The following is a 20,933-nucleotide window of genomic DNA, read 5'->3' as shown; positions in this document are numbered from 1 at the left end:
GGTGTCGGTCAGAGGTACTGGCCGGGCGCGTGGCCCTCGGCGCCGCCGGGTATGCCGGGCATGCCCGGGACCATCCCGCCGGGGCCGCTGGGCAGCGCCTGCCGGCCGGAGCGCATCTGCTCCAGCTGGACGCGGGCGGCCATCTGCTGGGCGACCAGCGCGGCCTGGATGCCGTGGAACAGGCCCTCCAGCCAGCCGACGAGCTGGGCGTGGGCGATGCGCAGCTCGCCCTCGCTGGGCGCCTGCTGCTCGGTGAACGGCAGCGAGATCCGCTCCAGCTCCTCACGGAGTTCGGGGGCGAGGCCCTCCTTCAGCTCGACGATCGAGCGTTCGTGGATCTCGCGCATCCGGTGCCGGCTGGCGTCGTCGAGCGGGGCGGCCTTCACCTCCTCCAGCAGCTGTTTGATCATGCTGCCGATCCGCATCACCTTGGCCGGCTGCTCGACCAGGCGGGTCGGGTCCTCGCCCTTGCCCTCCTCGGTCTGCACCGTGCCGACCGGTCGACCGTCCGGGCCGACCACCACCACGGTGCCGGGGATGCCGTCGTTGGCCTGTTCGTCGTCGTGTCCACCGGAGTGTGCTTCGGTCATGGCACCCATCTTTACCCACCCCGGCCACGCGCACGCGCCCGGACCGGGCAGGCTACCGTCCCGGCATGACCGGCGACCCGCGTGAGGTGCTGACCCGGCCGGCCCCGCCGCCGGATGCCACCGTCGCCTACGGCGACCATCCGGACCAGTGCGCCGACCTGCGCGGCCCGGCCGGTGAGGGGCCCGCCCGGCCACTGGTGGTCGTGGTGCACGGCGGCTTCTGGCGGGCCGAGTACGACCGGACCCACACCGGCCCGATGGCGGCGGCGCTGGCCGCGCTCGGTCATCCGGTGGCCCAGCTCGAATACCGCCGGACCGGTCGGCCGGACAGCGGCTGGCCGGATCCGCTCACCGACGTGCTCGCCGGCGTCGCCGCGCTGCCGGGGCTGGCCGCCGCCGCGTGGCCCGGCCGGGTGGCACCGGTGCCGCCGATCCTGGTCGGCCACTCCGCCGGTGGGCATCTGGCGTTGTACGTGGCGGCCCACGCCCCGGACACGACCGGCGGGGTGCTCGCGTTGGCCCCGGTCGCGGACCTCGCCGAGGCGTACCGGCTGGATCTGGACTCCGGGGCGGTGGCGGCGCTGATCGGCGGCGGCCCGGCCGACGTGCCGGAGCGGTACGCCACCACGGATCCATCGGCATTGGTGCCGATTCAGCCACGCACAGTAGTCATACACGGGGTTCTCGACCGGCAGGTTCCGGTGTCGATGAGCCGCTCGTGGGTGGCCGCCGACCGGGCCGCCGGCGGCTCCGCCACGCTCATTGAGCTGTCAGAATGCGAGCATTTCGGGCTTATCGCCCCCGATTCGGCGGCGTGGCCGCGGGTGGTGACGGCGTTGCGGTCCCTGCTCGGTGATCCACCCGGCATTGACGCAGCGTCGTCGACCAGGTAGAACGCCGGAGGGGTGTGCACGATGGCCGCCCCCGCGGGAAGGAAGTCGGTGGCACAGATGAACCGCAGGCGGGCCCTGCAACTGCTGGCCGCACTGGGCACCACCGGGCTCGCCGCGGGCTGCGGCCCCGGCGACGACGGCACGGACCAGGCCGCCCCGGGCAGCCCGGTCAAGATCGGGCTGATCGTGCCCGGCAGCGGCCCGAACAAGGTCATCGGGGACGAGATCGCCAACGGCTTCCAACTCTTCCTCGCCACGCACGGGCAGCAGCTCGGCGGGCACCCGGTCACCGTGGTGCCGGCCGAGGAGGGCGACAGCGTCGCGACCGGCAAGGCCGCCGTCGACCGGCTGCTCAAGGAGGGCGTGCTGGCGCTCACCGGCGTGGTCAACCCGGCCGTCATGACCGGCATCCGGGACACCGTGGAGGACGCCCGGGTGCCGCTGATCGGCTCCAACGCCTCCCCGGCCACGCTCCAGGGCGTCGTCTTCATCTGGCGCACCTCGTACGTGCTGGACGAGCCGGGCGTGGCACTCGGCGAGTACCTGCGGCAGAACCTGGACCCGTCGAGCCGGATCGCCATCTTCGGCACCCAGGGCGCCGGCAGCCGGGACGTCGTCAACGGGCTGCGCCGCGGCTACGAGCAGGGCCGCCGGCTCACCGAGGACCCGATCTACACGCCCGACTACGCCAACCCCAGCAAGGGCGCGTACGCCGGGCCGATCCGCAAGGCGCTGGGGCGCCGGCCGGACGCGGTCTTCTGCCACTACACCGGCGCGCAGGCGGTGCAGTTCGTCAAGCAGCTCTACGACGAGGGCTACCGGGGGCCGATCTACGCGCCCGGGTTCCTCACCGAGGGCACCGTCCTCGACCAGCTCGACGACGGCGAGAAGGGCCGGGACCGGGCGCTGATCGAGAAGTACGGCATCGAGACCGCGCTGAACTACTCGGCCGACCTGAACAACACCGCGAACCGGGTGTTCGCCTCGGCGTACCGCAAGACGTTCAACACGTCCCCGACCACGTACGCGATGGCCTCGTACGACGCCGCGCTGGTGCTGGACAAGGCGATCCGGCTGACCGGCGGGAACGTGTCCCCGCAGCAGGTCAACCTCGCCCTCGGCACGATCGGCCAGGTCGACAGCCCGCGCGGTCCCTGGCAGTTCAACCAGCCGCGTACCCCGCAGCAGAAGTGGTACCTGCGCAAGGTGCAGCTCGACGGCCGGATGCTCTCCAACGTGGTGATCAACGAACTGGCCACGCTCGGCTGACGCGACGACGAGGGCGGCCTCCCCGGGAGGAGACCGCCCTCGCGCGTGTCCGGCTCGGTACCGCGGCTCGGCTCAGTGCCGCAGCTCGGCGATGCAGCACTTCACGCTGCCGCCGCCCTTCTTCAGCTCGGCCAGTTCCACCGGCACGGGGTGGTAGCCGGCCGCCTTCAGCTTGCCGGCCAGCCGGGTGGCGTCGCTGTTCAACACCACGTTGAGCCCGTCGCTGACCAGGTTCAGGCCGAACGCCAATGCGTCCTCGTCGTCCGCGACGACCGCGTCCGGGAACAGCTGGGTCAGCACCTTCTGGCTGGCGGCGGAGAACGCGCCCGGGTAGTAGACGACGTTCCCGTCGTCGATCGAGGCGAGCGCCACGTCGAGGTGGTAGAAGCGCGGGTCGACCAGGCGCAGCGAGATCACCGGCCGACCGAGCGCCTCCTGCGCCTCGGCGTGCGCGGCCAGCTCGGTACGGAAGCCGTGGCCGGCCAGGACCAGGCCGCCGTGCGCGTCCGGCAGGTACGCGAAGTCGCCCTCGCCCTCGTTGGTCTCGCTCGGCGCGATGAAGTGCCAGCCCTGCGCCTCGTAGAACGCCCGGTGGGCGGCGGCCTCGGCGGCCCGCTGCTCGTGCTTGAACCGGGCGCCGTAGACGGTGCCGTCCACCACGAACGCCCCGTTCGCGGCGAAGACCATGTCCGGCAGGCCGACGCCGGGGGTGAGCAGGTGCACGTCGTGGCCGAGCCCGACCAGCGTCTCGCGCAGCCGGTCCCACTGCTTGACCGCCAGGTCGGCGTCGACCGGCGTGGCCGGGTCCATCCACGGGTTGATCGCGTACTCGACCGCGAAGTGCTCCGGCGAGCACATGAGATATGTCCGCTTTCGCGAGACTCGCTGCTGGTTCACGGTCACCAAGAGTAGGTAGGCTGGAACTTTGGTAACAGCCACAACCATTGCTTCCCGGAGGCGGAACGTTGCAGATAGACGCGGTTGACCAACGAATCATTGCGTTGCTCGTGGCGGACGCCCGCGCCTCGTACGCCGACATCGGCGCCCGGGTGTCACTCTCCGCCCCCGCGGTCAAGCGACGGGTCGACCGGCTGCGCGCGACCGGCGTGATCCGCGGCTTCACCGCGGTCGTCGACCCGGCCGCCGTGGGATGGACCACCGAGGCGTTCGTCGAGCTGTTCTGCGCCGGCCGGACCACACCCGCGCAGATCGGCGTCGCCGCCCGCCGGCACCCCGAGGTGGTCGGCGCCTACACCGTCTCCGGCGAGGCGGACGCGCTGGTGCACCTGCGCGCCGCCGACATCGCCCACCTGGAGGAGGCACTGGAACGGCTGCGCGCCGAGTCGTTCGTCACCTCGTCCCGCAGCACCATCGTGCTGTCCCGCCTCGTCGAGTCCCCCGGCGTCGGCCCCTCCACGAGTTGACGCCGGTGCCGCTCCGGACCGGTCAGAGGTACATGCCGGTGCGGTGCTCCTGCGGTCGGGCCGGCTTGTCACCCTCACCGAAGAAGCGCTTGCCGCCGAACTCGCCGTGCAGCCGGTCGTCCAACTCGTCGGCGAGACCGGTCATCACCTGCACGGCCAGCATCAGGTGAGTGGCCTGGAAGTTGCGGCCGAAGACCGGGATGGACGCCCAGACCGTGTCGTCGGCGCAGTAGAGCCGGCCGATCGGCATCCGGTTGGTCAGCTCGGAGAGCTTCACGTAGAGGCGCTCGGTCGGCTCGACCTCGGTCAGCACCGGGGAGAAGACGTCGACCAGCGGCGGATTGTCGCGGACCCGCACGAAGACCATCGCCGAGCCGGCCCGGATGTTGATGTCACCGTCGGAGTCGACCTGCACCTGGTCGGAGTTCGACTTCAGCATCGTCGAGACGACCGTACGGACCCGCTCCTCCAGGGCCAGCACGTCGTTCTCACCCGACTGGGCGGCCGCCGCGGCGGCCAGCGCCTCCTCCAGGTCGGCCTCCACGTCCCGGTCCGGGCCGAACTCGCTACGGGCGGTGCCGAGCGGCTCCACCGGCAGCGGCTCACCCTCGGCGTCGTGCACCAGGTAGACCAGGAACGCGGGATGCGGAGCGCCGTAGACGTCCCGCAGCGTCCGGGAGAGCACCGCGGACAACCGGGTCGCCTCGTCGACGCCGCAGTCCAGGCCGAACTGCTCGCCGGAACCCGCCACCACGCCGGGCGGCGACCAGCCCAGCGCCACCATGTCGGCCACCGCCGCCCGGTCCAGCCGGTAGCCCGCCGGCAGCGTGGCGTTGCCGACCGCCCGGGCCGACAGCGCGCCGTCCTCGCCGGCGTCCGCGCTGACCGAGTAGACGGCATCGCCGGTTCCCGAGGCGGTCGGGTCGAGCGTGACCTCCAGGTGACCACCGGCCGGCAACCCGCGCAGCCGCTCGGCCAGCGCCCGGGCGAACTCCCGCCAGGCCTCGGTCACCTTGGCCCGCAGATCAGCCGTGGTCGGCTCGTCGAGCAGGATCGAATCGTGCTGCTCCGGCGTACCGCCGGAAGGCTTGTCGACCGGCGAGGGGTGGTCTGCCGTCATGATCGCCTCCGTCCGTTCCCGCCACCCTACCCACGGGCGGCGGGGGCCGAATCACAGCCGACCGGGATCGGACAAGTCGCTACTCCACCGGCGTCGTCCCGTCCAGCTCCACCGGCCACGACCCGGCCAGCGCGCTGAGCCGGGCCGCCACCGCGGCCGGATCCGCGCCGCGCCCCACCGCCACCCCCAGGAGGTACGCGCTGACCGGCGCGCCCGGCCGCACCACCTGATGCGCCACGTCCCGGGCCACGTCGAGCACGGCCGACACCGGCACCTCGGTCGGATCCAGCTCCAACTCGGCGCAGGCCGCGGTGACCCAGTCGTCCAACACGGTCATGTCGTCCACTCCTCGGCCCGGCGTACGTCCTCGTCAGTGTCGCAGTCGAACCAGGGCGGCGGCCCGCCACCGAACCAGGCCACCTCCCGAACCGTGGCACCGGCCAGCAGGCCCCGCACCGCCGCGCCGTCGACCGTGCCGCCCCGCTCCGCCGCCAGCCGGTCCACCGCCGCGCGCAGCGCCGGCAGCCGCCAGACGCCGCAGAGCTGCTGCCGGCGACCGTCGCCGTCCACGTAACAGGCCAGCTCGGCGGTCGACCCGTCGAGCGCGCGCCGCAACTCCGCCACCGCGGCGGCGGTGAGCAGCGGCAGGTCGGCGGCGAGCAGGGCGACAGTGGTCGTACCGGGTCGCAGCAGGGCCAGCCCGGCTGCGGTCGCCGCCACCGGACCACCACCGGCGGGCTCCTCGCGGGTCACCCGCGCCCCCATGGGCGCCGGGCCGGACGGACCGACCACGATCCGCTCGTCCGCGTCGGCCACCGCGGCCAGCACCCGGTGCAGCATCGGCCGGCCACCGACCGGACGGGCTGGCTTGTCCACCCCACCCATCCGGCGGGCCGCACCGCCGGCGAGCAGTACCGCCGCGTACCCGGTCACCGCCTCACCCTACCCACTGCCCACGCCGGAACACCGGGCCAGACGGGCGCTCCGGGGTGCTGAGGTGCGGGTGGGGCGGGGTGCGGGAGAGGATGGCGGCATGGGACGGGCGACAGACCGGCGCGGCGTGCTGCGGATCGACCTCGGAGCGGCGGACGACCGCCGGGACCGGGTCCGCCGGCAGGACACGCTGGCCGTGGAGGAGCCGCTGGAGATCCGGGTCGGACCGGCCGGCCCGGGCCGTCGCCGGCCGCTCGCGGTGACCATGCGCACGCCCGGCGACGACCTGGACCTGGCCATCGGCTTCCTGCTGACCGAAGGGCTGATCCGGTCGGCGGAGGATGTGCACACCGCGCAGCTCTGCTCCGGAGCGGAGACCCCCAACACGTACAACGTGGTCGACGTGGTGCTCTCCCCCGGCGTGCCGGAACCGGCCACCGACCCGGCGCGCAACTTCTACACCACCAGCTCCTGCGGCGTGTGCGGCAAGGCGAGCATCGAGTCGGTCCGCACCCGCTCCCGGTTCGCCGTGCGGGAGGACCCGTTGGAGGTCACCGCCGCACTGTTGGCTGGGCTGCCCGACCGGCTGCGTGCCGCGCAGCGCGCCTTCGACCGCACCGGCGGCCTGCACGCGGCCGGGCTCTTCACCCCGGACGGCGAACTGCTGGCCCTCCGCGAGGACGTGGGCCGGCACAACGCGGTGGACAAGGTGATCGGCTGGGCCACCCGGTCGGACCGGCTGCCGCTGGCCGGTCACGTCCTGCTGGTCTCCGGCCGGGCCAGCTTCGAGCTCACCCAGAAGGCGTGGATGGCCGGCGTGCCGCTGCTCGCGGCGGTCTCCGCGCCCAGCACGCTCGCCGCCGAACTGGCCGAGGAGGCCGGGATGACGCTTGTCGGATTCCTCCGCGGCCCGACCATGAACGTCTACACCGGGGCGCAACGCGTGCCTCGCTGAGGCGGGCGACACGGCGACCCGGCCCGCGTCGGCGCGGACGGCGCCGCTGCCTCCGACCCAACGGCGCGGACGGCACCACCCCCTCCAGCTCAGCGGCGCGGACGGCACCACCCCCTCCGGTTCAGCGGCGTGGACGACGCCGGCGGCGGCGGCGGAGGACCGCCGGGCCGGCGACACCCGGCCAGCCGTCCAGCTCGGACGGGGCCACGCCACGACGGAGCGCGTCGTCGAGGAGCACCGCGAGGGAGTAGGCGGGATCCGCCGCGAGCACCCGCTCCAGGGCGACGGCGGCCAGCGCGCCGTGCCCGGACCGCCAGGCGGCGAACGCGAGCAGCGTTCCCGGGGCCGCGGTCAGTTCGGGTTCGGCCCGTCGGAGCACGTCGGTCCACAGGCTGATGTCGGTGTCCCGGCCGTCGGTGCGGGACCAGGCGTGGTCGCGCACCACGAGGTGGGTGAGGAGCACGGTCAGCCAGGCCACCTCGTCGTCGGTGAGTCGCTCACCGTGCCGCTGCCGGCGAAACGCGGCCCGTACCGCCGCCGTGCCGGCCGCCCGCACGGCCCGCGTCCCGGCGGGCCGGGGATCACCGGACTCCGCGTCGCCGGGCGAAGGGGCACCGGACTCCGCACCGCCCGGCGAGTGGTCGTCGGGTGGCTCCCCGGTGAGCGCGGCCAGCCGGCGGCGGGCCCGCACGGTGGCCCGGCGCATCGCGAGCCGGACCGGACCGCCGAACGGCGACACCTGCGCGGCCAGGGCGGCGCGGTCGGGCAGGGCGACCTGACCGGCGAAGACGGCCGCCGCGCTGATCCGGCTCGCGGCCGGGTCGTACGGCGTGCCCTCCACCGGGCAGCAGGTGGGCTCGTCGCAGAGGTACGACCACCAGCGACCGTCCGTCACCCGGAGCGCGTCGAGGACGATCAGCCCCGCGTCGTCCAGCGCCGCGCCCACCGCGTCCACCACGCCGGTGACGCGGGCGGCCGGACCGAAGCCGATGACCGTCGCGGCGTCGGCGTCCTGCCGGGCCACCACCTGCGCCAGATGCCGGGCCGGCGGACCGGGGTCGACACCCGGCTCGGGAAGGTCGCCGCGGGCCGCGAACACCACCCGCCGGCCCCGCACCGCGACCACCACCACGCTGTCCTCGGGGTGGAAGCCGAGCAGGTAGGGCACGGCGACGACGAGGTCGGCCGGCGAGCGGACGGAGAGGCGGGGACGCTCGGTGGAGTTCATGCCGGGAGCGTGCGGGGGGCGCCGCCGCCGCGACAGGCCCTGTTGACGACACGCGGCTCGTCCACAACCACCGAACGTATCGGCCCAGGTGGGCCGCGTCCGCCACCAGTCTCGGTACGACAGGGCCGACGCCTGTCCCAGGTACCGGCTACCTTGCGCTCATGGACCTGGCGTACCTGCGGGCACACCCGGAGCACCTGCCGACCTTCCTGACCCACCAGCGGATCCGGGAGACGCCGGTCTCCGGCGGTGACATCTGCGCCGCCTCGCGACTCACGCTCGACGACGGTCACTCCGTCTTCGCGAAGACCTGGCCGGATCGGGCGACGCGACCGGTGCCGGAGGGCTTCTTCGCCACCGAGGCGGCCGGTCTGCGGTGGCTGCGCGAGGCCGACGCGGTTCCGGTGCCGGAGGTGCTGGTCGCGCTGCCGGGGCTGCTGGCGCTGGACTGGGTGGAGCCGGGCGAGCCCGGCCCGGAGGCGGCAGAGGCGTTCGGCCACGGGCTGGCCGGGCTGCACCGGGCCGGCGCGCCCGCGTTCGGCGCGGAGTGGACCGGGTTCATCGGCGCGCTGCCGCAGGACAACACGCCCGACCGGGGGCCGTGGCCGGAGTGGTTCGCCCGGTGCCGGCTGCTGCCGTACCTTCGAATGTCGGTCGACGGGGGCGCGCTCACCGGCGCCGCGACGGCGCTTGTCGAGCAGGTCGTCGCGCGGGTCGGCGAGTGGGGCGGCGACGAGCCGCCGGCCCGGGTGCACGGCGACCTCTGGCCCGGCAACCTGCTCTGGGGCGCCGACGACCGGGTCTGGCTGGTCGACCCGGCCGCGCACGGCGGCCACCGCGAGACCGACCTGGCGCAGCTCGCGCTCTTCGGTGGTCCGCCGCAGTTAGAGCGCATCCTGTCCGCCTACCAGGAGTCCTGGCCGTTGGCCGACGGCTGGCGGGAGCGGGTGCCGCTGCACCAGTTGCACCTGCTGCTGGTGCACACCGCGTTGTTCGGGGCGGCGTACGCGGAGGCGGTGGTCTCGGCCGCCCGTGCCGCGCTCGGCGGCGTCCGACGCGCTACGGTCGACGAATGACCGCCCCCCGGACGACGGCAGACGGGGTCCTCACCGACCGGTACGGCCGGGTCGCCCGGGACCTGCGGGTCTCGCTGACCGACAAGTGCAACCTGCGCTGCACCTACTGCATGCCGGCCGAGGGCCTGCCCTGGCTGGCCGGCCCGCAACTGCTCACCGACGAGGAGATCGTCCGGCTGGTCGGGGTCGCGGTGCGCCGGCTCGGCGTCACCGAGGTGCGCTTCACCGGCGGTGAGCCGCTCATCCGACCCGGGCTGCCCGGCATCGTGGCGGCCGTGGCCGCGCTGTCGCCCCGACCGCGCATCTCGCTGACCACCAACGGCATCGGTCTGGCCCGACTCGCGCCGGCGCTGCGCGCGGCGGGGCTGGACCGGGTCAACGTCTCGCTCGACACGCTCGACCCGGCCCGGTTCGCCGCGTTGACCCGGCGCGACCGGCACGCCGACGTGCTCGCCGGGTTGGCCGGCGCGGCGGAGGCCGGGCTGACCCCCGTCAAGATCAACGCGGTACTGATGCGCGGCGTCAACGACGACGAGGCCCCGGCACTGCTCCGGTTCGCCGTGGCGCACGGCTACGAGCTGCGGTTCATCGAGCAGATGCCACTGGATGCCCAGCACGGCTGGGACCGGTCGACCATGGTCACCGCCGACGAGATCCTGGCCGCCCTGCGCGCCGAGTCCGCGTTGCGACCCGACCCGACCGAGCGGGGCGCCGCGCCGGCCGAGACCTGGCTGGTGGACGACGGTCCGGCCAAGGTCGGGGTGATCGCCAGCGTGACCCGGCCGTTCTGTGGCGACTGCGACCGCACCCGGCTCACCGCCGACGGTCAGGTGCGCAACTGCCTCTTCGCCACCGACGAGTCGGATCTGCGGGCCGCGCTGCGGGCCGGCGCCGACGACGAGGAGTTGGCCCGGCGCTGGCGGGCCGCGATGTGGGGCAAGCGGGCCGGGCACGGGATCGACGATCCGACCTTCCTCCAGCCGGCCCGGCCGATGTCCGCGATCGGAGGTTGACGGTGGAGTTGACCGTCCGTTATTTCGCCGGCGCACGAGCCGCCGCCGGCCGGGCCGAGGAGACCGCATCCGCCGGCCGGTCGCTGGACGAACTCCTCGACGACCTCTCCGCTCGCCACGGTGACCGACTGGCCGTGGTGCTCAAGGCGGCGAGTTTCCTGGTCGACGGCGTCGCCTGCCATGATCGTCAGGCACCGTTGCCGGCCGGGGTCACGGTGGACGTGCTGCCACCCTTCGCGGGCGGCTGAGGGAGGCCGACGTGCTGGCGATGGCGACATTCGTGGGTTTCGTCGTGCTCGTGATCGGGCTGATCCACTACTACCTGTGGCGGCGACTGGTTCGGGACACCACCCGTCCGGGGCGGGCCCGCCGGGTCGGGGCGGCGGCGGCGGTCCTGCTCGCGCTGCTCGTGCCGGCGACCATGGCCGGCACCCAGAACGGCTTCTACTGGCTGGCCTGGCCGGGCTACGTGTGGCTGGCCCTGATGTTCTACCTGCTGGTGCTGCTCCTGGTGCTGGAGGTGCCGACCGCGGTGACACGGCTCGTCCTGCGCCGCCGGGCCCGTTCGGTCACGTCCCCGGGGCCGGCCGCCGAGCCGGCGCTGGTCGGCGCCGGCACCTCCGCCGCGGCACCCACCGAGGCCGGCGACCCGCCGCTGACCAGCGACGCCGGCGACCCAGCACCGTCCGCCGAGGCCGGTGACACCCCGCCCGGCCATCCCGGTGACGCTGCGCCGGGAGCGCCCGGCCGACCGGCCGCCGGCGGCGCACCCGCGAGCCACGACCCGTCCCGTCGGCTGCTGCTCGCGCGCGGCGCGGCGATCTTCGCCGGGCTCACCGCCGCCGGCGTCACCGGGTACGGCGTCCGCACCGCGATGGGGCCACCCCGGCTGGACCGGGTACGCATCCCGTTGGCGAAGCTGCCGCGGAGCATGGACGGGCTGCGGATCGCCACCGTCTCCGACATCCATCTCGGGCCGCTGCGTGGCCGGGCGCACACCGAGCGCATCGTCGCCATGATCAACCGACTGGACGCCGACCTGGTGGCCGTGGTCGGCGATCTGGTCGACGGCTCGGTGGCCGAGCTGGGCCGGGCCGCCGAGCCGCTGCGTGACCTGCGCTCCCGTTACGGCAGCTTCTTCGTGACCGGCAACCACGAGTACTACTCCGGCGTGGAGGAGTGGGTCCGCGAGGTGGACCGGCTCGGCCTGCGGGTGCTGCAGAACGAACGGCAGGAGATCCGGGCCCGGGGTGGCGTGCTGGACCTGGCCGGCGTCAACGACGTGACCGCCGACGGCACCGGGCTGGCCGCGCCCGCCGACTACGCGGCCGCGCTCGGCGACCGTGACCCGAGCCGCCCGGTGGTGCTGCTGGCGCACCAGCCGGTGGCCGCGCACGAGGCGGCGAAGTTCGGCGTCGACCTCCAGCTCTCCGGGCACACCCACGGCGGTCAGATGGTGCCGTTCAACCTGGCGGTGAAGCTCCAGCAGCCGGTGGTCTCCGGTCTGGGCGAGGTGGACGGCACCAAGGTCTACGTCACCAACGGGGCCGGCTTCTGGGGGCCGCCGGTGCGGGTCGGCGCCCCGCCGCAGGTGACGCTCGTCGAGCTGCGTGCCCCCTAGCGGGTCGGGGGCCCGCCGTCCAGCACCGCATTGCTCAGGTCACGCGTACGCGTGGCGGCGGGCGGGTAGGCAAGCGGACGTGACAGGATGCGGCGTGCCTCCGTTCAGTGCCGCACCCCCCGGTGGCCTCCCGCCCTACGTCGCGGATCTGCACATCCACTCGAAGTACTCCCGCGCGTGCAGCCGTGACCTGACCCTGCCCAACCTCGGTTGGTGGGCCCGGCGCAAGGGCATCGGGGTGCTCGGCACCGGCGACTTCACCCATCCCGCCTGGTACGACCACCTGCGCGAGACGCTGCACCCGGCCGAGCCCGGCCTCTACCGGCTGTCGCCGGAGGCGGAGCGGGACATCGCCCGGCGGCTGCCGCCCCGGCTGGCCAGCGAGGCGGAGGCGGACCCGGTCCGGTTCATGCTGAGCGTGGAGATCTCCACGATCTACAAGCGGGACGACCGGACCCGGAAGGTGCACCACCTGATCTACCTGCCGGACCTGGACGCGGTGGGCCGGTTCAACACCGCGCTCGGCCGGATCGGCAACCTCGGCTCGGACGGCCGGCCGATCCTCGGGCTGGACTCCCGCGACCTGCTGGAGATCACGCTGGAGGCCAGCGGAGACGGCTTCCTGGTGCCGGCCCACATCTGGACGCCCTGGTTCTCCGCGCTCGGCTCGAAGTCCGGCTTCGACGCGATCGCCGACTGCTACGCCGACCTGGCCGAGCACATCTTCGCGGTGGAGACCGGGCTGTCGTCCGACCCGGAGATGAACTGGCGGGTCGGCAGCCTGGACCGCTACCAGTTGGTGTCCAACTCGGACGCCCACTCGCCGCCGGCGCTGGCCCGGGAGGCCACCGTCCTGACCGCCGACCGCGACTACTTCGCGATCCGGGAGGCGCTGCGCACCGGGGACGGGCTGGCCGGCACCGTCGAGTTCTTCCCGGAGGAGGGCAAGTACCACGCCGACGGGCACCGACTCTGCGGCGTGAACTGGTCGCCGGAGCGGACCCGCGAGGCGGGCGGACGCTGCCCGGAGTGCGGCAAGCCGCTGACCGTGGGTGTGCTCAGCCGCGTCGAGGCGTTGGCCGACCGGCCGGCGGGGCACCGGCCGGCGCACGCCCGCGAGGTGGCCCACCTGGTGCCGTTGGCCGAGATCCTGGGCGAGATCAACAAGGTGGGTGCCCGGTCGAAGAAGGTCGAGGGCAAGCTCAACGAGCTGGTCGCGGCGCTCGGCCCGGAGTTGGAGATCCTCACCCGTACCCCGGTGGAGGAGATCGGCCGGGTCGGCGGCGAACTGCTCGCGGAGGGCATCGACCGGCTGCGTCGCGGCGAGGTGCGCAGGGTGCCGGGCTACGACGGCGAGTACGGCGTGATCACGCTCTTCGACCCGGCGGAACTGGGCGCTCCGGGCGGCGGAGCCGGGCAGGAGACACTCTTCGACGTACCCGTGCCCGCGCAGCGGCGGCCCACGGAGCCGGCGCCGAAGCCGAAGGCCAAGCGCCCGGCGGCGGCCCGGCCGGAGCCGAAGCGCAAACCGCCCGCGCCTCCGCTGGCGCCGCCGCCCTCCCCGCACGAGCCGTTCGAGCCGATGCTCGCCGGCATGGAGGAGGTCGGCACCGGCCTGCTGGACCGGCTGGACGCGATGCAGCGGGTGGCCGCCTCCGCGCCGGGTGGCCCGCTGCTGATCGTGGCCGGTCCGGGCACCGGCAAGACGCGCACGCTGACCCACCGGATCGCCTACCTCTGCGCGGAGCTGAACGTCTTCCCGGACCAGTGCCTGGCGATCACGTTCACCCGCCGGGCGGCCGAGGAGCTGCGGCACCGCCTCGACGCGCTGCTCGGGCCGGTCGCCGAGGACGTCACGGTGGGCACGTTCCACGCGCTCGGGCTGACCGTCCTGCGGGAGAATGCGGCGGCGGCCGGCCTGCCGGCGGATTTCCGGATCGCCGACGACGCGGACCGGACGGCGGCCCGGGCGGAGGCCGGCGAGGACGACGAGCGGTACGTCGCGCTGCTGCGCAAGCGGGACCTGGTCGACCTGGACGAGCTGCTCACGTTGCCGGTGGCGGTGCTGAAGGGGGACCGGAAGCTGGTCCGGGAGTACCGCGAACGGTGGAAGTGGATCTTCGTCGACGAGTACCAGGACGTCGACGCGGTGCAGTACGAGCTGTTGCGGCTGCTCAGCCCGCCGGACGGCAACCTGTGCGCGATCGGCGACCCGGACCAGGCGATCTACTCGTTCCGGGGTGCCGACGTCGGCTACTTCCTGCGCTTCTCGCAGGACTTCACCGACGCCCGGCTGGTGCGGCTGAACCGCAACTACCGGTCCTCCGCCCCGATCCTGGCCGCCGCCGTGCAGGCCATCGCGCCGTCGTCGCTGGTCCGGGGCCGTCGGCTCGACCCGGCCCGGCTCGACCCGGAGGCGCCGCTGGTCGGCCGGTACGCCGCGACCTCGGTGGCCGACGAGGCCGACTTCGTGGCCCGCACCGTCGACGAGCTGGTCGGCGGCCTGTCCCACCGGTCGCTCGACTCGGGGCGGATCGACGGGCGGACGACCACGCTCTCCTTCTCCGACATCGCCGTGCTGTACCGCACCGACTCGCAGGCGGCACCGATCGTGGACGCGTTGACCCGGGCGAACATCCCGGTGCAGAAGCGCTCACACAACCGGCTGCGGGACCGTCCGGGCGTGGCGGCGATCGCCCGCGAGCTGCGGCACGCCGGCCTGGACGGCTCCCTGACCGCCCGGGTACGCGAGGCCGGCCGGCTGGTGGCCGAGCGATTCGCCGTGCCCACGCTCGACGGTTCCGGCGCGGTACGCCCCGACGACGTCCGCAGCGCCGTGGACCTGCTCACGCCACTGGCCCGCCGCTGCGGCGAGGACCTCGGGCTCTTCCTCAGCCAGCTCGCCACCGGCGCGGAGGTGGACGCGCTCGACCCGCGCGCCGAGGCGGTCACGCTGCTCACGCTGCACGCGGCCAAGGGCCTGGAGTTCCCGGTGGTGTTCCTGGTCGGCGCCGAGGACCGGCTACTGCCGTTGCGTTGGCCGGGCACCGAGCCGGACGACGACGCGGTCGCCGAGGAACGCCGGCTCTTCTTCGTCGGCCTGACCCGGGCGCAGGACCGGCTCTACGTGAGTCACGCCGCCCGGCGTACCCGGCACGGGTCGGAACGGGACGCCCGCCCGACCCCGTTCCTCGACGCGATCGACCCGGCCCTGTTCGACCGCCTGGGCGCCGCCGAGCCCCGCCGCCCCAAGGACCACCAACTCCGCCTGATGTGAAAGGAGGGGCCCCTTGTTAACGCTTCCGGTAGAGATGGGGCCCCTTTTCACACGCACCTGTTAACAGGGGGACCCGCCTAACGCCAGCGGGTGGGCAGGCAAGCGGGCAGGCAAGCGGACAGGTGGGTGGGCGGCCTCAGGTCAGCACGGCGGCGAGCCAGGCACCGGCCAGGATCGCCGGGCCGAACGGCAGGGGTGTGTCCCGGCGGATCCGGCCGGCGGCGAGCAGGACGAGGACGGTCACGCCGGCGAGCAGGTGCGGCAGGAGCAGCCCGAGCCGGAGCACCGGCCAGCCGAGCCAGCCCAGAGGGAACCCGAGCGCGGCGGCCAGCTTCACGTCGCCGAAGCCGAGCCGGGCGCCGGGCAGCAGGGCGAGCAGCAGATAGCCGCCCAGGGAGAGACCGACCCCGACCAGGGCGGTCGTCACGCGCCCCGGCTCGCCGGCCACCAGGGCGGTCGCCGGCAGGCCGAGCCCACCGCCGAGCGCCACCGCGCCGACCAGCGGGTCGGGCAGCCGCAACGCGCTCAGGTCGGTCACCGCGAGCACCAGCCCGACGGCGGCGACCAGCAGCAGCGCCGGCAACGCGGGCTCGTCCCCGCGCGCGACGGCCAGGGCGCCGTACACCACCGCCCCGACCACGGCCACGGTCCACCGCCCTGGCCCGACGGTCGGACCGCCGCACCCCACCGCCCACCGCGCCCTCGGGGGGCCCGCCTCCGCCCGCCCGAGCCCGGTGAACCGGCGTGGCGTGGCGCGACCGACGGCGCGGCGGCCGATCGGCACCGCGGCCAGACCGGTCAACGCGCCGAGCACCGCCGTTCCCGTCACCGCTCCCGCCATCGTCACCGCCGACACGGGCCGGGACGCTACCGGCCGGCGCGTCCCCGGGCCGCCCCGTCGCCGGCAGCCGGCGGGGTCCGGGCCGTCCCGTCGCCGCCGGCAGCCGGCGGGGTGCGGTTCGGCCGTTCGGTGCTCACCACCACGGCGACGCCGGCCACGAGCACCGCGCCGCCGAGCAGCACCTGCGTGGTGACCGGCTCGGCGGCGAGCAGCGCGCCGAGCGCCACCGCGACCGCCGGGTTCACGTACGCGTACGTGGAGACCAGCGAGATCGGTGCGTGGGCGAGCAACCAGACGTACGCGGTGAAGGCGACCAGCGAGCCGGCCACCATCAGGTACGCCAGCGCCGCCCAGGACCGCCCGGTCACCTCGGCGGGATCGAAGTCGGCCAGCTCGCCGCGTACGGCCCCGATCAGCAGGAGCGCCAGCGCGCCGGCCACCATCTCGTAGACGGTCGCCACGAACGGGTCGGCCGGCATCCGGATCCGCCCGGACAGATAGGAACCGATCGACCAGCTCGCGGCGGCGGCAACCACGGTCAGCGCGCCCGCCAGCGGCACCCCGTCCACGCCGTCGCGGGGCAGGACGAGCAGGACGAGCCCGACGAAGCCCACGGCGACGCCGGCGAACGTCCACGGTCGGGGCCGGTCCCCGCCGACCGTACGCAGCACCACCACCAGCAGCGGCACGGTGGCGATCAGCAGGGCGGCGACCCCGGAGGGCACCGCGTCGGCGGGTGGGCCGGACTCGGCGAGCACCACCAGCCCGTTGCCGCCGGCCAGCAGCAGCACCCCGACCAGCGCGGCCGAGCCGAGGCGACGCGGTGGCACGCGCAGCGCCCCGGGCCCGCGCCGGAGCCGCAGCACGAGCGCGAGCACCACGGCGGCGGCGGCGAACCGCATCGCGGCGGAGGTGAGTGGCGGCAGGGATTCGACGGCGATCCGGATGCCCAGGTAGGTCGAGCCCCACAGCAGGTAGACCAGCGCCAATGCGGTCCAGACCAGGGCGGCGCGGACCGGCGGCGGCGGGGAGCCGGCGACGTCCGTCGTACTCGGGGGGCGTGAGCTCATCGTGGGACCACGCTACGGTGACCACGGCGTCGGCGTCCCGTGTTGGTGGCCGGCCTCTCAGCACCGGCTACACAGGAGGCGTTCATGTCGAACTTCGGACCACCGGGCGGCGGCGCACCCGAGCCGTGGCGGGGACGACGCCCGGACGACGGCTACGCCCCCGATCCGCACCACGACCCGGCGCCCGGCGGCCCGCAGTACGGCCCGCCCGCGCAGTACGGCCCGCCGCAGGAGCAGTACGGCCCGCCCCAGCAGTACGGGCCATCGCCCGAGCAGTACGGCCCACCCGCCCAGCAGTACGGGCCTCCGCCCGAGCAGTACGGCCCGCCCGCCGAGCAGTACGGCCCACCGCAGGAGCAGTACGGCCCGGGTGCCGCGCCCCGACCGGGTTATCCGGCCGGCCCCGGCTACCCCGGCCAGGTGCCCTATCCCGGGCAGCAGCCCTACGCCGGCGGGCAGCCGCCGTACGGCGCGGGGCAGCCGTACGGCGGCGGGCCACCGGCGTACGGCGCGGGACAACAGCCCTACGACGAGCCGACGCCACCGAAGCGGGGCAGGGGCCCGTTGCTGGTGGTGGTGATCGTGCTGGCGGTGCTGCTGCTGGGCGGCGGCGGGGCGTACTGGCTGCTCGGCCGGGACGGGGACGAGCCGACGGCCGGGACGACGGCGACCACCGCGCCGGCCCCGGCGCCGACCTCGGCGGCGCCGAGCGATCCGGCGGAGGCGACGCCCACCACGGCGGCCCCGGCCTCCTCGACCGACCCGCGGTTCGTGAAGGCGGGTCAGTGCGTCGCCAACCAGGGCGGGGGTGCCCAGCCGAAGCTGGTGATCGCCGACTGCGCCCCGAAGACGTACGAGGTGCTGCGCCGGATCGACGGCGCGACCAGCGGAAAGAAGGACGCCGAGGCCAAGTGCGGCAAGGTGGCCGGCTACACCGACTGGTACTTCTTCGACAGCGAGCTGGACACGCTCGACTTCGTGCTCTGCCTGAAGCGTCGATAGGCCGCTAGCCGACTCTAGGGCTGTCTGAGGTGGACGCTAGACAGACCTAGATTCGACTCGACGCCGACACGCGGTAGCCGCCTCTACGCGCGTCTAGCCTGGTCACTAGACGACCGGATACTGTGCGAGCGTGGATCCGGTCCGCAATCCGTACGCTCCCGGCGCCGGTCAGCGCCCGCCCGAACTCGCCGGGCGGGGGCGGGAGCTGGACGTCTTCGACGTGGTGCTGGAACGCATCGCCCGGGGTCGGCCGGAACGCAGCCTGATGCTCACCGGCCTGCGCGGGGTCGGCAAGACGGTGCTGCTCAACACGCTCCGGTCGGAGGCGATCAACCACCTCTGGGGCACCGGCAAGATCGAGGCCCGGCCGGACCAGTCGCTGCGTCGGCCGATCGCCGCCGCGCTGCACATGGCGGTCCGCGAGCTGGCCCCCCGACACCGCGCGCCGGACCGGATCGACGGCTTCCTCGGCGTGCTCAAGGCGTTCGCGCAGCGGTCCGCGCCGGCCGGGCGGGCCGGCGCGGCGCCGAAGCTGCGCGACAGGTGGCAACCGGGCATCGACGTGCCGGCCAGCAGCGGCCGGGCCGACTCGGGCGACATCGAGATCGACCTGGTCGAGCTGCTCAGCGACGCGGCAGCGGTCGCCACCGACGTGGGCACCGGCATCGCGATCTTCATCGACGAGATGCAGGACGTGGGCGCCGAGGACGTCTCCGCGCTCTGCGCCGCCTGCCACGAGCTGTCCCAGCTCGGCGCGCCGCTCATCGTGGTGGGCGCCGGGCTGCCGCACCTGCCGGCCGTGCTCAGCGCCGCCAAGTCGTACTCCGAACGGCTCTACCGCTACCAGCGGATCGACCGGCTGGACCGGATCGCCGCCGACCAGGCGCTCTGCGCGCCGGCCGAGCGGGAGGAGGTCGAGTACGAGCAGAAGGCGCTCGACCTGCTCTACGAGAAGTCCGGCGGCTACCCCTACTTCGTCCAGGCGTACGGGAAGGCGACCTGGGACCACGCGCCCCGCTCGCCGATCACCGCCGCCGACGTGCGGGTCGCCGCGCCCGAGGCGGAGGCGGAGCTGGCGGTCGGCTTCTTCGGCTCCCGGTTCGAGCGGGCCACCCCGGCCGAACGGGAGTACATGCGGGCCATGGCCACGCTGGCGCTGGTGGACGGCGAGGAGGGCGCCCGGGACGACATGGACGCGGCGGTGCCCACCGCGGAGATCGCCCGGTCACTCGGTCGCAAGCCGGCCAGCCTCTCCCCGGCCCGGGACGCGCTGATCAAGAAGGGGCTCATCTACTCCGGCGAGCGGGGCACTGTCGCGTTCACCGTTCCGCACTTCGGCCGCTACCTGCGCACCCAGCCGGCCTGAGCAGCCGACGAGCGGTCAGACCCGCGACCAGGGTGCCGGGAAGACCACCTCACCGGCCGGCGGTGGCGGCTCCTCGCCGGTGGACGGCGGCAGCACCAGCGCCTGCCACGGCTCCCCCAGCCCGGACCACGGGCTGGTCAACCCCAACCGGTCCGCCGGGCCGAACCCGAAGCGCCGGTAGTACGCCGGGTCACCCAGCACCACCACGAGCCGTTCCCCCAGCTCGGTGGCGGCGTCGAGCGCCGCCTGCACCACCGCCGTGCCGTGCCCGACGCGCTGCCGGTGCGGGGCCACCGCCACCGGGCCGAGCGCCAGCGCCGGCCAGCCGCCGCCGTCGGCGCGTACCCGCACGCGGGTGAGCAACGCGAAGCCCACCACCTCGCCGCCGTACTCGGCGACCATGGCCAGCTCCGGGATCCACGCGGCGCTGTGCCGCAACTCCTCGACCAGGCCGACCTCGGGCGGGGTGGTCACGTCGGGTCGGGCGAACGCGGCGGCGAGCACCCGGGCCACCGGCGCTTCGTCGGCCGGGTCCTCCGGGCGCAGTCGCAGCGTCGTCACCCGCGCGACCTTACCGAACGCAACCGGTCCATCCGCGACGGTCGCTGAAATCGATACCGGACGGACGTCGATACCTTTCGTGTGTTGCAGGGGTGACCGGCCCCCGGACGGGGTAAGACTGAACCATGAAGCCCGTGCGCTCCCTCGCCCGAGTCATGTTGAGCGGCATCTTCGTGGTCAGCGGCGCCCGCAACCTGCGCAACGCGGAACGGCTGGTGCCCGCCGCGACGCCGGTCACCGACCGGGTCGCCCCGCTGATCCAGAGCCTGCACCCGCGCATCCCGACCGACACCGAGACGCTGATCCGGGCCAACGCCGCCACCCAACTGGTCGGCGGTCTGATGCTGGCCACCGGCCGCTTCACCCGCCCGGCCGCGCTCGTCCTGGCCGGCACGCTGCTCCCGACGACCGCCGCCGGTCATCCCTTCTGGAACAACGACGACCCGACCGCGCGCAACAACAACCAGGTCCACTTCCTGAAGAACCTCGGGCTGCTCGGTGGGCTCCTGCTCGCCGCCGCGGACACCGAGGGCAAGCCGGGCCTGCGCTGGCGCGCCGGCCACCGGATCGACCACTCACGCCGGTCGGTCAAGCGCGCGGTCCGCACCGCCCGCCGGGAAGCGAAGATCGCCGTACGCTCCGCGGCGACCGCTCGCCGGATGCCCGGCTGACCTGCGTCCGCACGGCCTCCACC

Annotated in this window: 21 protein-coding genes; 12 read left to right on the top strand and 9 right to left on the bottom strand. The window is 74.3% G+C overall.

What is annotated here, in order from left to right:
* Positions 1-8: 8 nt before the first annotated feature.
* A complete protein-coding gene (locus C8054_RS09785) occupies positions 9-599 on the bottom strand; it encodes a bacterial proteasome activator family protein (protein ID WP_107156441.1) in 591 nt (196 codons plus the stop codon).
* A 56-nt stretch (positions 600-655) separates the two neighbouring features.
* Between C8054_RS09785 and C8054_RS09780 the strand changes: the two genes are divergently transcribed.
* Both C8054_RS09780 and C8054_RS09775 read left to right on the top strand, forming a co-directional pair.
* A complete protein-coding gene (locus C8054_RS09780) occupies positions 656-1,483 on the top strand; it encodes a S9 family peptidase (RefSeq protein ID WP_107156440.1) in 828 nt (275 codons plus the stop codon).
* A gap of 48 nt (positions 1,484-1,531) precedes the next feature.
* On the top strand, positions 1,532-2,752 hold the full coding sequence (locus tag C8054_RS09775; RefSeq protein WP_107156439.1) for an ABC transporter substrate-binding protein: 1,221 nt from the start codon (positions 1,532-1,534) through the stop codon (positions 2,750-2,752).
* A 72-nt stretch (positions 2,753-2,824) separates the two neighbouring features.
* Here C8054_RS09775 and ddaH read toward each other — a convergent pair whose 3' ends face one another.
* Positions 2,825-3,658, bottom strand: coding sequence for a dimethylargininase (gene ddaH, locus C8054_RS09770; protein ID WP_199199664.1), 834 nt, complete (start codon positions 3,656-3,658; stop codon positions 2,825-2,827).
* Between the two features lie 59 nt (positions 3,659-3,717).
* Between ddaH and C8054_RS09765 the strand changes: the two genes are divergently transcribed.
* Positions 3,718-4,176: an Lrp/AsnC family transcriptional regulator gene (locus C8054_RS09765; RefSeq protein WP_107156437.1), complete on the top strand. Its 459-nt coding sequence runs from the start codon at positions 3,718-3,720 to the stop codon at positions 4,174-4,176.
* Between the two features lie 22 nt (positions 4,177-4,198).
* Here C8054_RS09765 and C8054_RS09760 read toward each other — a convergent pair whose 3' ends face one another.
* The 3 genes from C8054_RS09760 to C8054_RS09750 all read right to left on the bottom strand — a co-directional run bounded on the left by C8054_RS09760 (position 4,199) and on the right by C8054_RS09750 (position 6,229).
* Complete coding sequence (locus tag C8054_RS09760) at positions 4,199-5,296, bottom strand: hypothetical protein (RefSeq protein WP_107156436.1); 1,098 nt, start codon at positions 5,294-5,296, stop codon at positions 4,199-4,201.
* Positions 5,297-5,375: 79 nt separating this feature from the next.
* On the bottom strand, positions 5,376-5,633 hold the full coding sequence (locus C8054_RS09755) for a DUF6457 domain-containing protein (protein WP_107156556.1): 258 nt from the start codon (positions 5,631-5,633) through the stop codon (positions 5,376-5,378).
* A complete protein-coding gene (locus tag C8054_RS09750) occupies positions 5,630-6,229 on the bottom strand; it encodes a molybdenum cofactor guanylyltransferase (RefSeq protein WP_107156435.1) in 600 nt (199 codons plus the stop codon). The genes C8054_RS09755 and C8054_RS09750 overlap by 4 nt, the downstream gene beginning before the upstream one ends.
* 100 nt (positions 6,230-6,329) lie before the next feature.
* Here C8054_RS09750 and fdhD point away from each other — a divergent pair, with 100 nt between their 5' ends.
* Positions 6,330-7,184, top strand: coding sequence for a formate dehydrogenase accessory sulfurtransferase FdhD (gene fdhD / locus C8054_RS09745; protein WP_107156434.1), 855 nt, complete (start codon positions 6,330-6,332; stop codon positions 7,182-7,184).
* A gap of 121 nt (positions 7,185-7,305) precedes the next feature.
* Here fdhD and C8054_RS09740 read toward each other — a convergent pair whose 3' ends face one another.
* The gene (locus C8054_RS09740) at positions 7,306-8,412 is read right to left on the bottom strand and encodes a DUF4192 domain-containing protein (RefSeq protein ID WP_107156433.1); all 1,107 of its coding nucleotides are present in this window, start codon (positions 8,410-8,412) and stop codon (positions 7,306-7,308) included.
* Between the two features lie 161 nt (positions 8,413-8,573).
* Between C8054_RS09740 and C8054_RS09735 the strand changes: the two genes are divergently transcribed.
* The 5 genes from C8054_RS09735 to C8054_RS09715 all read left to right on the top strand — a co-directional run bounded on the left by C8054_RS09735 (position 8,574) and on the right by C8054_RS09715 (position 15,399).
* Positions 8,574-9,488: a fructosamine kinase family protein gene (locus tag C8054_RS09735; RefSeq protein ID WP_107156432.1), complete on the top strand. Its 915-nt coding sequence runs from the start codon at positions 8,574-8,576 to the stop codon at positions 9,486-9,488.
* On the top strand, positions 9,485-10,501 hold the full coding sequence (gene moaA, locus C8054_RS09730) for a GTP 3',8-cyclase MoaA (RefSeq protein WP_107156431.1): 1,017 nt from the start codon (positions 9,485-9,487) through the stop codon (positions 10,499-10,501). The genes C8054_RS09735 and moaA overlap by 4 nt, the downstream gene beginning before the upstream one ends.
* Positions 10,502-10,503: 2 nt before the next feature.
* Positions 10,504-10,749 (top strand): MoaD/ThiS family protein, encoded by a 246-nt coding sequence (locus tag C8054_RS09725; protein ID WP_107156430.1) that lies wholly within the window; start codon positions 10,504-10,506, stop codon positions 10,747-10,749.
* Between the two features lie 11 nt (positions 10,750-10,760).
* Entirely contained in the window at positions 10,761-12,122 is a 1,362-nt protein-coding gene (locus tag C8054_RS09720; RefSeq protein ID WP_107156429.1) for a metallophosphoesterase, read from the top strand.
* A gap of 94 nt (positions 12,123-12,216) precedes the next feature.
* Positions 12,217-15,399 carry a UvrD-helicase domain-containing protein gene (locus tag C8054_RS09715; protein WP_107156428.1) on the top strand — a complete coding sequence of 1,061 codons (3,183 nt, stop codon included), beginning with the start codon at positions 12,217-12,219 and terminating at the stop codon, positions 15,397-15,399.
* A 136-nt stretch (positions 15,400-15,535) separates the two neighbouring features.
* Here the strand turns inward: C8054_RS09715 and C8054_RS09710 are convergent, their stop codons facing one another.
* Positions 15,536-16,255, bottom strand: a complete 720-nt coding sequence (locus tag C8054_RS09710) for an A24 family peptidase (protein ID WP_233219560.1) — start codon at positions 16,253-16,255, stop codon at positions 15,536-15,538.
* An 11-nt stretch (positions 16,256-16,266) separates the two neighbouring features.
* Positions 16,267-17,310, bottom strand: coding sequence for an EamA family transporter (locus tag C8054_RS09705; protein ID WP_107156427.1), 1,044 nt, complete (start codon positions 17,308-17,310; stop codon positions 16,267-16,269).
* An 84-nt stretch (positions 17,311-17,394) separates the two neighbouring features.
* Between C8054_RS09705 and C8054_RS09700 the strand changes: the two genes are divergently transcribed.
* Positions 17,395-18,312 carry a flagellar basal body protein FliL gene (locus tag C8054_RS09700; RefSeq protein ID WP_107156426.1) on the top strand — a complete coding sequence of 306 codons (918 nt, stop codon included), beginning with the start codon at positions 17,395-17,397 and terminating at the stop codon, positions 18,310-18,312.
* A gap of 130 nt (positions 18,313-18,442) precedes the next feature.
* A complete protein-coding gene (locus C8054_RS09695; RefSeq protein ID WP_107156425.1) occupies positions 18,443-19,678 on the top strand; it encodes an ATP-binding protein in 1,236 nt (411 codons plus the stop codon).
* Between the two features lie 15 nt (positions 19,679-19,693).
* Here C8054_RS09695 and C8054_RS09690 read toward each other — a convergent pair whose 3' ends face one another.
* Complete coding sequence (locus C8054_RS09690) at positions 19,694-20,239, bottom strand: GNAT family N-acetyltransferase (RefSeq protein WP_107156424.1); 546 nt, start codon at positions 20,237-20,239, stop codon at positions 19,694-19,696.
* A 125-nt stretch (positions 20,240-20,364) separates the two neighbouring features.
* Here C8054_RS09690 and C8054_RS09685 point away from each other — a divergent pair, with 125 nt between their 5' ends.
* Positions 20,365-20,910, top strand: a complete 546-nt coding sequence (locus C8054_RS09685; protein WP_107156423.1) for a DoxX family protein — start codon at positions 20,365-20,367, stop codon at positions 20,908-20,910.
* Positions 20,911-20,933 lie beyond the last annotated feature (23 nt).

The organism is Micromonospora sp. RP3T, from assembly GCF_003027925.1.
Classification (GTDB): domain Bacteria; phylum Actinomycetota; class Actinomycetes; order Mycobacteriales; family Micromonosporaceae; genus Micromonospora.
Note: the sequence above shows the minus strand (reverse complement) of the source record. Positions and strands in the feature narration are given on the sequence as shown.

What these genes read in the sequence shown, in the direction of transcription:
- C8054_RS09685 (WP_107156423.1), top strand. Translation starts at nt 20,365, where the DNA reads ATGAAGCCCGTGCGCTCCCTCGCCCGAGTCATGTTGAGCGGCATCTTC.
- fdhD (WP_107156434.1), top strand. Translation starts at nt 6,330, where the DNA reads ATGGGACGGGCGACAGACCGGCGCGGCGTGCTGCGGATCGACCTCGGA.
- C8054_RS09735 (WP_107156432.1), top strand. Translation starts at nt 8,574, where the DNA reads ATGGACCTGGCGTACCTGCGGGCACACCCGGAGCACCTGCCGACCTTC.
- C8054_RS09700 (WP_107156426.1), top strand. Translation starts at nt 17,395, where the DNA reads ATGTCGAACTTCGGACCACCGGGCGGCGGCGCACCCGAGCCGTGGCGG.
- C8054_RS09760 (WP_107156436.1), bottom strand. Translation starts at nt 5,296, where the DNA reads ATGACGGCAGACCACCCCTCGCCGGTCGACAAGCCTTCCGGCGGTACG.
- moaA (WP_107156431.1), top strand. Translation starts at nt 9,485, where the DNA reads ATGACCGCCCCCCGGACGACGGCAGACGGGGTCCTCACCGACCGGTAC.
- C8054_RS09740 (WP_107156433.1), bottom strand. Translation starts at nt 8,412, where the DNA reads ATGAACTCCACCGAGCGTCCCCGCCTCTCCGTCCGCTCGCCGGCCGAC.
- C8054_RS09785 (WP_107156441.1), bottom strand. Translation starts at nt 599, where the DNA reads ATGGGTGCCATGACCGAAGCACACTCCGGTGGACACGACGACGAACAG.
- C8054_RS09705 (WP_107156427.1), bottom strand. Translation starts at nt 17,310, where the DNA reads ATGAGCTCACGCCCCCCGAGTACGACGGACGTCGCCGGCTCCCCGCCG.
- C8054_RS09755 (WP_107156556.1), bottom strand. Translation starts at nt 5,633, where the DNA reads ATGACCGTGTTGGACGACTGGGTCACCGCGGCCTGCGCCGAGTTGGAG.
- C8054_RS09780 (WP_107156440.1), top strand. Translation starts at nt 656, where the DNA reads ATGACCGGCGACCCGCGTGAGGTGCTGACCCGGCCGGCCCCGCCGCCG.